The organism is Mesorhizobium sp. M7A.F.Ca.US.007.01.2.1 (assembly GCF_003998165.1).
Classification (GTDB): domain Bacteria; phylum Pseudomonadota; class Alphaproteobacteria; order Rhizobiales; family Rhizobiaceae; genus Mesorhizobium; species Mesorhizobium ciceri.
The window spans coordinates 1-12,634 of the sequence record NZ_RZQP01000185.1 but is presented as its reverse complement, the minus strand read 5'-3'; the positions used below and the strand labels follow the sequence as shown (position 1 = coordinate 12,634).

Annotated in this window: 12 protein-coding genes and 1 pseudogene; 7 read left to right on the top strand and 6 right to left on the bottom strand. The window is 65.5% G+C overall.

All coding sequences use genetic code 11. The annotated features are described in order from the left end of the window. Both EN949_RS26050 and EN949_RS26045 read right to left on the bottom strand, forming a co-directional pair. Window positions 1–628, bottom strand: a pseudogene (locus tag EN949_RS26050) (osmolarity sensor protein EnvZ); the annotation flags it as partial. Further along, on the bottom strand, window positions 625–1,341 hold the full coding sequence (locus EN949_RS26045; RefSeq protein WP_013529960.1) for a response regulator transcription factor: 717 nt from the start codon (window positions 1,339–1,341) through the stop codon (window positions 625–627). The pseudogene EN949_RS26050 and the gene EN949_RS26045, both read right to left, overlap by 4 nt. Before the next feature lie 253 nt (window positions 1,342–1,594). Between EN949_RS26045 and EN949_RS35975 the strand changes: the two genes are divergently transcribed. From EN949_RS35975 to clpS, 4 genes are all read left to right on the top strand, one after another. After that, window positions 1,595–1,897, top strand: coding sequence for a hypothetical protein (locus tag EN949_RS35975; RefSeq protein WP_024504541.1), 303 nt, complete (start codon window positions 1,595–1,597; stop codon window positions 1,895–1,897). 39 nt (window positions 1,898–1,936) lie between these two features. Beyond that, window positions 1,937–2,170, top strand: coding sequence for a hypothetical protein (locus EN949_RS26035; RefSeq protein ID WP_013529962.1), 234 nt, complete (start codon window positions 1,937–1,939; stop codon window positions 2,168–2,170). Window positions 2,171–2,385: 215 nt separating this feature from the next. Then, window positions 2,386–2,751 carry a hypothetical protein gene (locus tag EN949_RS26030; RefSeq protein WP_127367150.1) on the top strand — a complete coding sequence of 122 codons (366 nt, stop codon included), beginning with the start codon at window positions 2,386–2,388 and terminating at the stop codon, window positions 2,749–2,751. 139 nt (window positions 2,752–2,890) lie between these two features. Further along, window positions 2,891–3,196, top strand: coding sequence for an ATP-dependent Clp protease adapter ClpS (gene clpS / locus EN949_RS26025; RefSeq protein WP_013529964.1), 306 nt, complete (start codon window positions 2,891–2,893; stop codon window positions 3,194–3,196). A 55-nt stretch (window positions 3,197–3,251) separates the two neighbouring features. On the opposite strand, the gene EN949_RS26020 is transcribed toward clpS, so the two are convergent. From EN949_RS26020 to EN949_RS26005, 4 genes are all read right to left on the bottom strand, one after another. Then, complete coding sequence (locus tag EN949_RS26020; protein WP_027162170.1) at window positions 3,252–5,330, bottom strand: membrane protein; 2,079 nt, start codon at window positions 5,328–5,330, stop codon at window positions 3,252–3,254. A gap of 63 nt (window positions 5,331–5,393) precedes the next feature. Further along, window positions 5,394–8,216 (bottom strand): DUF4159 domain-containing protein, encoded by a 2,823-nt coding sequence (locus tag EN949_RS26015; protein WP_127371822.1) that lies wholly within the window; start codon window positions 8,214–8,216, stop codon window positions 5,394–5,396. Further along, window positions 8,213–9,175, bottom strand: coding sequence for a DUF58 domain-containing protein (locus EN949_RS26010; protein WP_127371821.1), 963 nt, complete (start codon window positions 9,173–9,175; stop codon window positions 8,213–8,215). The genes EN949_RS26015 and EN949_RS26010 overlap by 4 nt, the downstream gene beginning before the upstream one ends. Then, entirely contained in the window at window positions 9,175–10,179 is a 1,005-nt protein-coding gene (locus tag EN949_RS26005; protein ID WP_013529968.1) for a MoxR family ATPase, read from the bottom strand. Before EN949_RS26005 ends, EN949_RS26010 begins: the two co-directional genes overlap by 1 nt. 154 nt (window positions 10,180–10,333) lie before the next feature. Here EN949_RS26005 and EN949_RS26000 point away from each other — a divergent pair, with 154 nt between their 5' ends. From EN949_RS26000 to EN949_RS25990, 3 genes are all read left to right on the top strand, one after another. Further along, window positions 10,334–10,963 (top strand): DUF1285 domain-containing protein, encoded by a 630-nt coding sequence (locus EN949_RS26000; RefSeq protein ID WP_127367316.1) that lies wholly within the window; start codon window positions 10,334–10,336, stop codon window positions 10,961–10,963. Next, complete coding sequence (locus tag EN949_RS25995; RefSeq protein WP_063172947.1) at window positions 10,963–11,598, top strand: CoA pyrophosphatase; 636 nt, start codon at window positions 10,963–10,965, stop codon at window positions 11,596–11,598. Before EN949_RS26000 ends, EN949_RS25995 begins: the two co-directional genes overlap by 1 nt. Next, on the top strand, window positions 11,595–12,634 hold a 1,040-nt coding region (locus EN949_RS25990), incomplete at its 3' end, for a CCA tRNA nucleotidyltransferase (protein ID WP_164782547.1). The genes EN949_RS25995 and EN949_RS25990, both read left to right, overlap by 4 nt.

Below are 12,634 nucleotides of genomic sequence, written 5' to 3'. Positions count from 1 at the left end.
GCAGCGACCAGATCGACATGATCACCACCAGCCCTGCGATCAGCGAATAGAGCGGCAGGCTGTCGAAGCTCAGGATCGGGCCGACGGGCGTGATCGGTTCGGTGAAATTCAGCCATTGGCCGTCGGCGAAGCGCAGCGATGCCGTCAGCTTGTCGCTCTGGGCGAAGTCGGCGGCCAGCACCAGAAGGTCGCGCTCGACCTGGCCGATGTCGGGTCCTGGCGTCGTGCCGTCCGCGTCGTCGGCCTCGCGCGTCGCCGGATCGCGGCGCACGCGTGCATCGGTGATGCCGAATTTGGACAGCCGGCCGACGAGGATGTCTTCGAGTTCGGCCAGTTCGTCATCGCCGGCGATCGACGAAGTGACCGCCGGCGTGTCCGAAACGGTGAGCGCGTAGGTGGAGTTGAACAGGCCGGTCGCCGTCGCCTTGCGCTCGTCCGGACTGGCGTCATGCATGAGCTGCACCAGCGAGAAGGCACGGTCGTTGAGCCGGTAGAGGTCGACGACGTCGTTGGCGGCAGCGCGGTCGCGCGAGACGATGTAGAGGGTCGCGACCTGGCTGATCAGCAGGCCGGCAATGACGATCAGCAGCACCCAGACAGGCAAGGTCTGCGGCAGGAAACGTCTCATTCGGAGGTCGTCTCGGGCAGGAACTGGTAGCCGCCGCTGCGTACGGTCAGGATCAGCTTGGGCGTCTTCGGGTCGTCCTCCATCTTGCGCCGCAATCGGCTGACCAGGATGTCGATGCTGCGGTCGAAGGAATAGTCGCTGTCGCCGCCGGACAATTCGATGAGCTGGTCGCGGGTCAGCACACGCTGCGCACTCTTGACGAAGGTCTGCAGCAGGTTGAATTCGGCCATGGTCAGCTCGACCCTGACATCGTCGGGTGCGATCAGCCGGCGCCGGGCACAGTCCATCGTCCAGCCGGCGAAGCGGTAGATCTGCTTGGTGGTGGCGCGCTTCGGCTCGGCGGCGCCATTGCGCCTGAGCACGGCCCGGATGCGCGCCAAAAGCTCGCGCGGGTCGAAGGGCTTGGGCACATAGTCGTCGGCGCCCATTTCCAGGCCGACGACGCGGTCGGTCGTCTCGGTGACGGCGGTCAGCATGATGATCGGCGTCGAATACTGGGCGCGCAGGTCGCGGCACAGCTCCAGCCCGCTTTTGCCGGGCAGCATCACGTCGAGGACGATGAGGTCCACCTGGACGCGCCGCAGGATGGTCTCCATCTCGATGCCGTCGGCGGCAACCGAGGTGTGCAGGCCCCGCTTCTGGAAGAATTCCTGCAGCAGGTCGCGGATGCCCTTGTCGTCGTCGACGATCAGTATGTGTGCATCGGATTTCACAGCAGCCCTGTCATTGTTGCCAAGCCCTTCTGTCTTTGATTGCCAAGCCCTTCGGTCGCAACCCACACGATAGAATTCAGGCCATATGTTGGCCAGTGGCTATGATGGGGTTCACACCGGCTTTCTCAGACACACTCCAGAAACAAAATTCTACAGTTCAGAAAAACTCCTGAAAAATTTCAAAGGCATAACTGATCTCGTGGCGGTCAGGTCATCGGCTGCGACGCTAGTCTCCGGGTTTACGGATAAACCGATGCCAAGGTTGTCGATCAGTTTGTTGGGTGCGTTGCTGGGCTTCTGCCTGGTCACTGCCGCTGTCGGACAATCGGACGCAAAGGCGACGCTCACAACCCGGAGCGAACGGTGCGCCAATCTCAGCCACCAATTTGATGAAGCCCTCGAAACCCATGCCACGGCAACGCAGGTCACCGCGGCAAAGGCACTTCAGAGAAAGGGCAACCGGTACTGCGCCGCCAAGAAACAGGCACAGGGCATCCGGATGCTCGCCAATGCTTTGAAGCTGCTTGGAGTGACGCCGAACGACCCGGTTCAGTAACGCTCCGAAACTTGACCCGCATAAAAAGGAAACGAAGCCATGAAAAAGTCCATCCTCTCCGCAACCGGTCTCGCCGTCGCTCTCGCTTTCGCGATGCCGGCTCTCGGCAACGCCGCCGCCACCACGACCGCTGCTCCGGCTGCTTCGACGACCACCGCTCCGGCGACTGCCGCTCCGGCCAAGGCTGCTCCCAAGAAGGTCGTCAAGAAGACCGTCAAGAAGCACAAGAAGGCTGCTGAGAAGGCCGTCAAGAAGGACGCCCCGAAGACCTGATAAGGTCCGGCATAAAATGCCGGCCTGTTGACCAAGGCCGCTCCAGCTGGTTTCGGTTGGAGCGGCCTTCTTCCTGTCCGAGCCGCTGAAGCCCTGACATTGGCGATGCAGCGGTCGATGGGTTCAACTGATCTTTGGCGAAGTCTGGCACCGGCAGCTTCCGCCTCGACTGACACTTAACCCGTTTGCAACGCCGGCCGTGTAGGACAATCCGCATGAAGAAGCGGCTTTCGTCCATTTTGCGCTCGATGGTGATCGGCGGTCTGGTTGCCACCGGCCTCGCCAGAGTGCTTATCCTGTTCACCGCCAGCCCGGTCCCCGATCCGGCCAGCGGACGCACCGAGCCTTCGCTGTTCGCGCCGGCGATTTCCACCAACTGGGACTACATAACGCCGGCACAGACCTGGCTGCTGGTCGTGCTGACCGGCGCGACGTTGATCTGCGTCGCCGCGTGGCCGATCGCGACCTGGCTGGAACGCCGGGCGGATGCCGGCGGAAACCGTTTTCGGCCCGATATACCGCCCGCTGCGGCCGTGCGGCAGATTCCCGGCCGTCGCATGTTCGGCCGCCAAGGCCGTTGAACGGCAACCGACACTTTCCCACATGATTGTGAATGGCCGCGTCGGCGGACACCGGTTTCGCGCGTCGATCAAAATGGACGACCGTTTTCACCGGTGCCAGAATGGCGGTCACGTCGCTTACGCAAAACTGTCGGTTCCGATGCCTGAAATCACCACAAAACCGCGTACCCAGATCAAGCCGCAAGTCGAACGGCCAAAACTCTACAAGGTCATCCTCATCAACGACGATTTCACGCCGCGCGAATTCGTGGTGACGGTGCTGAAGGGCGAGTTCAAACTCAGCGAGGACCAAGCGCACCGGGTGATGATCACTGCGCATCGGCGTGGCGTCTGCGTCGTCGCCGTGTTCACCAAGGATGTCGCCGAGACCAAGGCGACGCGCGCCACCGATGCCGGCAAGGCCAAGGGCTATCCGCTGATGTTCACGACGGAGCCGGAGGAGTAGAGCAGGGGGCTTTCCCTTCTCCCACAACAAGGGGAGAAGGAAAAAGAGCGCCGCGCTACCGTCCCTCGCGGTACCACATCGAACCCATTGCCAGAAGCAGCAGGCCGAGGCCGAGGAAGCCGCCGAACAGCGGCACGCGCGAGACGGCTTTGAGCACGCTGTCGTCTGTCGTGCGCAGGCCGATCCAGTCGCTGCCGGATGCGGCACCAGCCGAGCGCACCGGCACGATGGAAGGCAGCGTCACGTCGCTGCCAAGGGCTGTGGAAGACGCCAGCCGGCGCACGCTGCCGCCGGTGGCTTCCGCCGGCGCCTTCAGCCGGTTTTCGGTGGAAATGACGTCGGCGAATTCCGGTGCGTTGACCGGCCCGACATGGGCGAGCGCGGTGAGGTCGCCATTGGCGACCTGGTAGAGCCCGATCTCGCTGGTCTCGACGCTGCCGAGGAAGACCCCGGGCTCGGCTTTGTCGAGCTTGACCGTCAAGGTTTTGCCGGACGGAGTGATGATCTGCGCGGCGCCGGGATCGTCGGCCATCGTCTGGCGGCGGATTTCCAGCACCATGCCACGACCATCGGCGGTCAGCCGCTCCTCCTCGAGCTCCGGCTCCTTCATCAGCCAGTGCGCGATGCGCCGATAAAGCTGGACATGCGGGCCGCCGCCCTCGAAGCCGCGCGCCCACAGCCAGCCCTGATCGGACAGCAGCATGCCGACGCGGCCTTCTCCCTTGCGGTCGAGCAGCAGCAGCGGCCGGTTGTCGGCGCCCTTCATGACCACTTCGCCTTCCGGGTTCTGCACGCCTATGGTGCGGAACCAGCGGCTCCAGTGCGGCGGCTCGGTGGCCGAGCCATCGAGCCCACGCGTCACCGGGTGGCGCTGGCCGAGTTCGGTGAGGCGCGGATAGAAGGCCTTGTCGACAACTTCGCCGGTCGGCATCGCCGGCAGGGCGGCCATCAGCGGCGTGCGCGCGATCGAGCTTTCGCCGGCATATTCGGGGCCGGCCGCGATCAGCAGCGCGCCGCCCTTTTCGACATATTCGGAGATGTAGTCGTAATAGAGGATCGGCAGCACGTCGCGATGCTGGTAGCGGTCGAAGATGATGAGGTCGAAATCCTTGATCTTCTCGACGAACAGTTCGCGGGTCGGGAAGGCGATAAGCGACAATTCGTTGATCGGCGTGCCATCCTGCTTTTCCGGCGGCCGCAGGATGGTGAAATGGACAAGATCGACCGAGGCGTCGGATTTCAGCAGGTTGCGCCAGGTGCGCTCGCCGGCATGCGGCTCGCCGGAGACGAGCAGCACACGCAGGTTCTCGCGAATGCCGTCGATCAGTGCGATGGCGCGGTTGTTGGTGTCGGTCAGTTCGCCCGGCTCGCGATCGATGGCGAGTTCGACGATGTTGCGGCCGGCACCCGGAATGGTGACCTGCAGCGGCATGGCCTGGCCAACGGTGGCGTGCTCGACGGCGACCTGCTCGCCATTGACCGAGACGCGCACATCGACCGGGCCAGTCTCGTTTTCGGTCGAGATGACGCGGTAGGTCATGTCGAGCGGCTTGCCAACAAGGCCGAAGCGCGGCGCGTTCTCGAAGCGGATGCGGCGGTCCTTTTCGTGGTCGTTGCCGGTGATCAGCGCATGCAGCGGGGCGTTGAAATCGGGCGCGCCCGGCGGCGCGTCATGGACCTCGCCATCGGTGATCATGATCGCGCCGCCGATGCGTGACGGCGGCACGTCGCGGAAGGCGCCTTCAAGCGCGCCGAACAGCCGTGTCTCGGTGCGCTCTTCGGCGGCCTCGGATTTGCCGGCCTCGACGACCCGCACGTCGAACTGCTTGAAGCGGCCAAGCCGCTGCTGCAGCCCGGCCAGCGCCTCGTCGGTCTGCTTGGTGCGATCGCCGATATCCTGGCTCTGGCTGCGGTCGACGACGAGGGCGACAACGCTTTTCAGCGGCTCGCGCTCCTCGTTGAGGAACACCGGGTTGAACAAAGCGGCGGCGAGCGCCAAAAGGGCGATGAAGCGGAAGACCGAGCCGCGCTGGCGAAACCACAGGCCGACAAGCGCCAGCAGCGCCAGCGGCACCAGCGCCAAGGCCAACAGGGGCCAGGAGATCAGCGGTTCGAAGGAAATCGACCAGTTCATTCCTTACCCTCCTCTTTTTGGGGAGGGTTTATCCGCGACCGGAGGGCACCAAACAAACTCATCTTACTGCCCCAGCCGTTCGAGCAGTATGGGCACGTGCACCTGGTCGGATTTGTAGTTGCCGGTCAGCATGTACATCATGATGTTGACGCCGGCGCGCAGCGCGTAGACGCGCTGCATCGGGTCCGCCGGTACGGTCGGCAGCAGCGGATCGCCATTCTCGTCGACCGCCCAGGCGCCGGCAAAATCATTGGCGGTGATCATGATAGGCGAGACGCCGTCGCCGGTGCGCACCGGCCGGTTCTCGGCATTGCTGGCGTCGAGCGACGCCTCGACCCACAGTGGGCTGCCGGCGAAGCGGCCGGGGAATTCGGGCAGGATGAAGAAGGATTTGGTCAGCACGTGGTCGGACGGCACCGGCTCCAGCGGCGGCACGTTGAGGTTGCCGAGGATGTCGCGCAGCCGCTCCGTCGCCGGGCTGGTCGAATCGGCGCCGATGCCGTTGGCGAACTGGTCGCGGGTGTCGAACAGCACCGTGCCGCCCTGCTGCATATAGGCGTCGATGCGGGCGATGGCGGCCTGGCTCGGCATCGGGGCGGCCGGATCGATCGGCCAGTAGATCAAAGGATAGAACGACAGCTCGTCCTTCGAAATGTCGACACCGGCTGGTGCGCCCGGTTCAAGGGCCGTCTTTTCGACCAGGAAGCGGGTCAGGCCCTCGAGCCCGGCACGGCTGATCGAATCGTCGCCCGGCACACCGGTCAGCACATAGGCGATGCGGGTCTTCGAAATCGCCTCGATGGCAATTTCGTCACCCGGCTTGGCGTCGTCGGCGCGGGCAAGGTCGGCATGACCGAACAAGCTACCCAGCGCAATCAGGACCGCGGCGGTGGTTGCCATGGCACCGGCGCGGCGCGGTCGGCGTGAGAACAGGCCGCCCATCCAGAATACCGCCAGCGTATCGAGCAGCATCAGCACCAGGGCGGCCGCGACCAGCGCGCCCTTCAAATTGCGCGATTCGTCAAAGGCATACTGGATCGAGGTGACGGGAACAGTGATTTGCGGGCGCGCCAGCGGGGCCAGCGTGCTGTCGGCTTCAAGCAGATTATGGGCAAACACACCCGTCTCGGAACCATAAAGGCCGGGCGGGTTTTCAAAAGTCACCGGCAGCGCGCCGGCGCCCGATACAAGCGGCCGTGCATCCGGCGTCGGCGGCACCAGCGAGCCGTCGGCTGCAATCATGCGATAGGGCGCCAGCGACGCCGCAGCGGCTTCGGCATTGGCGATGGCCGCGCCCTGGTTGCGCGACAGCTGCACGATGCGGCGCAGCATCTCGACGAAGCTGCCGGAGATCGGCAGGTTCGACCAGGTTGCCTCAGGGGTGACGTGGAACAGCACCAGCGTGCCCTTGCCTTTCTTCAGTCCGGTGACCAGCGGCGTGCCGTCGGCAAGGGCCGCCCAGGTGCGCTCGACGATATCGGGTGTCGGCTCGGCCAGCACCTGTCTGCTGACAGTGACCTCGGTCGGCGGCGCCAGATCGGCGAACGGGCCGGCCTTGGGGAATTCGGTGACAGGCTGCGGCGACGTCCATGACAGCGCGCCGCCGAGCGAACGCTCGCCGGTGCGCAGGCGGACCGGCAGCAAATCGTCGTCATCGCCCGCCGTGGCCAGCCGCGAACCGGCGAAACGCACCAGCGTGCCGCCATTGTCGACCCAATCGACAAGTCTCTGCCGGACCTGTCCGGGAATGGTGCCGATATCGGCCATGACAATCATCGCGGGCTTCTGGTCGAGGATCTGCGGGATGGCGTCGGCGAGGTCGGCGCTGGAGGGTTCGACCAGATCGGCGAAGGGCTGCAGCGCCCGCCTGATGTAGTAGAGTGGCGACAAAAGCGGCTGCGCCTGGTCGGCCTCGGCCTGCGACAGCAGCCCGACGCGGCGGCGCTTGGAGCTTTCGTCGAGGACGCGCACCGCACCGGCCTGCCGCTCGCCGTCGAGCGCGATCGAAGCGAAGTCGTTGCGCAATTCGAACGGCACCGCCATGGTGCCGGTGGCGGTGGTTTCGCCAGGCGAAAAGGTCAGCGTCGCATCGGCGATGCGGCGGCCCTTGTCGTCGAAGGCGCCGGCGGTGACCTGCGCCGGGGCAGGGTCGCCCGGCGCGCGGATGGCGGTCAGCGCAAAGCCGTCGACCTGGTTGTCGGCGGCGGTCAGGCCCGTCAGCGACAGCCTGTCGGCGGTTGCCCAGACGACACGGGCGGCATTTTTCGACAAAAGCGTGTTGAAGGCGGCTTCATCGCCTTTTGCCGCCAGGCCGTCGGCAAGCACGGCGACACTGGCCCCGGGCAAGGTCTCCAGCACGCCGGCGACGCGGGCATAGACGGCGGGCCGGTCGGTCGGGATCGGCCGCGGCTTGGCGGCGCGCAGCCGGTCAAGGGCGGTGGCGGCATCGAACGGGCCGATCTCGGCATTGGCCTTTTCGGCAGTGAAGGCGATGACGACCGGCACGCCGTTGGAGCCGGCGTCGTTGATCAGCCGCTCGGCGGTGGCGACGCGTTTGCCCCAGTCGGCGGCACTTGCCCAGTCATTGTCGATGACCAGGGCAAGGGCGGCTCCCTCGGCCGGCAGCTTTTCGCGCGGATTGAAGACCGGGTCGGCCAATGCCGCGACGATGAGGGCCGCCATCAAGAGCCTGAGCAGCGTCAGCCACCACGGACTCTGCTGCGGCGTCTCCTCGCGCTTCAGCACGCGCGCCAGGATCTTCAGCGGCGGGAAGATCTCGGTCTGCGGCTTGGGCGGCGTCAGCCTGAGCAGCCACCAGATCACCGGCAGTGCCAGCAGGCCCCACAGCACCATGGGGGCGCCAAAGGAGAGCGGCAGCCAACTCATGCGACAGCCTTTCCTGGCCGATCGCCACCAGCGATGCCGGCACGACCGCCAGCGGTCGGCCTGACCGAGGGGCCATCAGTGGTCATCGCCATGTGCAGCCGCACCAGCGCGTCGGAGGCCAGCCGATCGGTGTGGTTGACGGTAAAGCTCCAGCCAAGCCGCTTGCACCAGGCGGCCAGTTCGTGGCGGCGGGCGGTGTAGAGCAGGCGATACTCATCACCCAGCATTTCGGCGCGGCCGGCGGTCAGCTTGTCGCCGGTCTCGGGATCGGTGAATTCGGTGCGGCCGGCATAGGGGAAGGTCTCCTCGGCCGGGTCGGCGACCTCGATCAGGTGGGCACGCACGCCGTGGCGGGCCAGCACGTCGAGCCAGGCCATCGTCTCCTCGACAGGATCGAGGAAGTCGCTGACGATGACGATGTCGCAGAAGCGCCTGATGTCGGACAGGTCGGGTTTTGCCGGCAGCTCGCCGGCATGCATCAACTGGGCGGCAATGCGTTCGGCGCCGTTGCGGGCGGTGAACGGGTCGGTGAGGCCCGGCCAGGCGATGCGTTCGCCGCTGCGCGACAACAGCTCGGCCATGGCCAGCGCCAGCACCAGCGCGCGCGATTGCTTGGAAACGCTGGCGCCTGTCGATTTGTAGGGCATCGACGGCGAGGGGTCGGCCCACAGCCAGACGGTATGGGCGGCTTCCCATTCGCGGTCGCGCACATAGGTGTGGTCGTCGCGGGCCGAGCGGCGCCAGTCGATGCGCGAGGAATCACCCTCGACATAGGGCCGGAACTGCCAGAAATTCTCGCCGATGCCGCGCTTGCGGCGGCCGTGCCAGCCGGCGATCACGGTGTTGACGATGCGCCGCGCCTCGACCAGCAGGTCTGGCACAAGCGAGGCCCGCAATCGGCCACGGGCGAGCGCGTCGCGCGTCGCTGCCGGAGCCTGGACCTCGCCGATGCGCGGCATCAAATCCCTTTCACGAGTTTCGCCACCACGTCACGCACGCTGGTGCCTTCGGCGCGGGCGGCGAAGGTCAGCGCCATGCGATGCTGCAGCACCGGCTCGGCCAGCGCACGGACGTCGTCGACCGAGGGCGCCAGCCGTCCGTCGTAAAGCGCGCGCGCCCTTGTGCACAGCATCAGCGCCTGACTGGCGCGCGGGCCGGGACCCCAGGCGACGTTCTTATCGGTCTCGGCATTGCCTTGGCCGGGACGCGCCGAGCGCACCAGCGTCAGGATCGCCTCGACGACGCTTTCAGGCACCGGCATGCGGCGGATCAGCGTCTGGATCTCCTTCAGCCGCACCGGCTGCAGCACGTTTTGCGCTTTCGCGTCCTCGATGCCGGTGGTTTCCAGAAGGATGCGGCGCTCCGCCTCGATTTCGGGATAGAGGATGTCCACCTGCATCAGGAAGCGGTCAAGCTGTGCCTCGGGCAGCGGATAGGTGCCCTCCTGCTCCAGCGGGTTCTGGGTTGCCAGCACGTGGAAGGGCGCCGGCAGGTCATGGCGGGCGCCGGCAATGGTGACGTGGTATTCCTGCATGGCCTGCAGCAGCGCCGACTGAGTGCGCGGCGACGCGCGGTTGATCTCGTCGGCCATCAGCAGCTGGGCGAAGATCGGCCCGGAGATGAAGCGGAAGGAGCGTTTTCCGGTCTCGTCCTGCTCCATCACTTCGGAGCCGAGGATATCGGACGGCATCAGATCCGGCGTGAACTGGATGCGACGCGAATCGAGGCCGAGCACGATGCCAAGTGTTTCGACCAGCTTGGTTTTGGCGAGACCCGGCACGCCGACCAAAAGCGCATGGCCACCGGCCAGCAGCGCCACCAGCGTGCGCTCGACGACGCTTTCCTGTCCGAAGATGACCCGGCCGACCCCGTCGCGGATCCGGGAGATGTCGGCAAGCGCCTTCTCGGCCTCGGCGATCATGTCCTTTTCGCTGATCGGGCTTTCCTTGACCATCACGCTCATGCCGCATCGATCCTTGTGGTTGGAATACCATGGCTGGAACAACGGCTGCACCATACCATAAGTTGCCGCGATTCGGCCTCGCGTGGCGCCTACATCGAAACTTAAATCACAGACTTAGGCTGACAAGCGGAACAACAGTGACTATTTCGTGACCATGACGGGACCCTTGGGACATCGTGAAGAAAGCCTGACTGATGCCACCGAGGCGCGTGGTCTCGAGGCGCTGATCTCGCGCGCCGCCCGTGCCGGCAAGGGCGCGGCACCTGTCGAACGCTGGAATCCCGACTTCTGCGGCGATCTGGACATGGAGATCAAGGCCGACGGCACCTGGTTCTATCTGGGCACGCCGATCGGGCGCATGCCGCTGGTGCAGCTTTTCTCCTCGGTGCTGCGCAAGGACGCCGATGGCAGGACCTATCTGGTGACACCGGTAGAAAAGGTCGGCATCCGCGTCGCCGATGCGCCGTTCATCGCCGTCGAAATGGACGTTTCGGGCAGCGGCGAGGCGCAGACAATCACCTTCCGCACCAATGTCGGCGACGTCGTCGAAGCCGGGCCGGAACGGCCGCTGCGGTTTGTCGATGAGAACGAGACCGGCGGGTTGAAGCCCTATGTGCTGGTGCGTGGCCGTCTGGAGGCGCTGGTGGCGCGGCCGGTGATGTATGAACTGGTCGGGCATGGCGAGGAGATCGAAATCGACGGCGAGACGATGTTCGCGGTGCGCTCCAAGGGCGCCGTGTTCCCGATCATGCCGGCGGACCAGTTGAAGCGGCTGAGCGCGTGATGGACCAGGCGACGCCGGCGCCGTTTTCATCCGCGGATTTTCGCGCGCGCTTTGCCGTGCAGCCCGATGCACATGCAGGCGACGACGACTATGGCGACCATCGCTTCAACCCCGGCCATCCGCGCCTCAACCAGGGCAAGGCGCTGCGCAATGCCGCGGTGCTGATCCCGGTGGTCGATCATGAGGGCGATGCGACGGTTCTTCTGACCAAACGGGCCGAAAAGCTGCGCAGCCATTCGGGGCAGGTGGCCTTTCCCGGCGGCACTATCGATCCGACCGATCCGAGCCCTGAGGCGGCGGCGCTGCGCGAGACCTTCGAGGAGATCGGGCTTGGCCGGGATCGCATCGAGATCATCGGCCGCATGCCCGACTATGTCGCCGGCAGCGGCTACCGCATCGCCCCGGTGCTTGGCATCGTGCGGCCCGGTTTCCAACTGACGCTCAACGCAGACGAGGTCGATGCCGCTTTCGAAGTGCCGCTGCGCTTCCTGATGGACCCGGCCAACCACAAGCGCGACAGCCGTATGTGGAACGATCTCGAATGGTTCTTCTACGACATGCCTTACGGCGACCGGCGCATCTGGGGCGTCACCGCCGGCATCCTTCGTACTCTCTATGAAAGGCTCTATGCGTGAGTGTCTCGATCGCGGGCAGGGCCGATTGGCTCACCGACAAGCATCTGCAACGCCTGCTGTTCGCATTGGCCGAAGGCGGTGAAGAGGCGCGAGTCGCCGGCGGCGCGGTGCGCAACACGCTGATGGACCAGCCGGTCGCCGACATCGACATCGCCACCACCTGCCTGCCGCAGGAAACCCTCCGCCGCGCCGAAGCGGAAGGGTTCAAGGCGGTGCCAACCGGCATCGAGCATGGGACGATCACCGTGGTTGCCGGCGGAAAGCCCTATGAAATCACCACCTTGCGCGCCGATATCGAAACCGACGGGCGGCGCGCGAAAGTGTCGTTCGGGCGCGACTGGAAGCTCGATGCCGAGCGGCGCGACTTCACCATCAACGCGCTCTATGCCGAGGCCGATGGCAAGGTGGTCGACCTGGTCGGCGGCATTGCCGACATCGAGGCGCGCCGGCTGCGATTCATCGGCGACCCGGAAGCGCGCATTCGCGAAGACTACCTGCGCATCCTGCGCTTCTTCCGCTTCTTCGCCTGGTACGGCGACGGACGGCCGGACGCCGAGGGGCTGAAAGCCTGCGCCCGTCTGAAGGAAGGGCTGGCCCAGCTTTCGTCCGAGCGAATCTGGTCGGAACTGAAGAAACTTTTGTCGGCGCCCGATCCGTCACGGGCGCTGCTTTGGATGCGGCAGGCAGGTGTCTTGACCGCGGCGCTGCCGGAAAGCGAGAAATGGGGCATCGATGCCATCCATGGGTTGGCCAAGGCCGGCAAGGATCTGGGCTGGGCACCCGACCCGCTGCTCAGACTGGAAGCGATCGTGCCGCCCGATGCCGCTCGCATGAAGACGCTCGCCGAGCGGCTCAAACTCTCGACCGCCGAAGCGGATCGCCTGCGCCACTGGGCGCTCGCCACCGCCGTCGAGCCGAAGACGACCGAGGGCGAACTGGCAAAAAGGCTCTATCGCGGCGACCGGCAGGGGTTTGTCGACCGTCTGCGGCTGTCGCTTGCGGCAGCCAGGATGCGCGCCGTCGAGGACAATGAGGC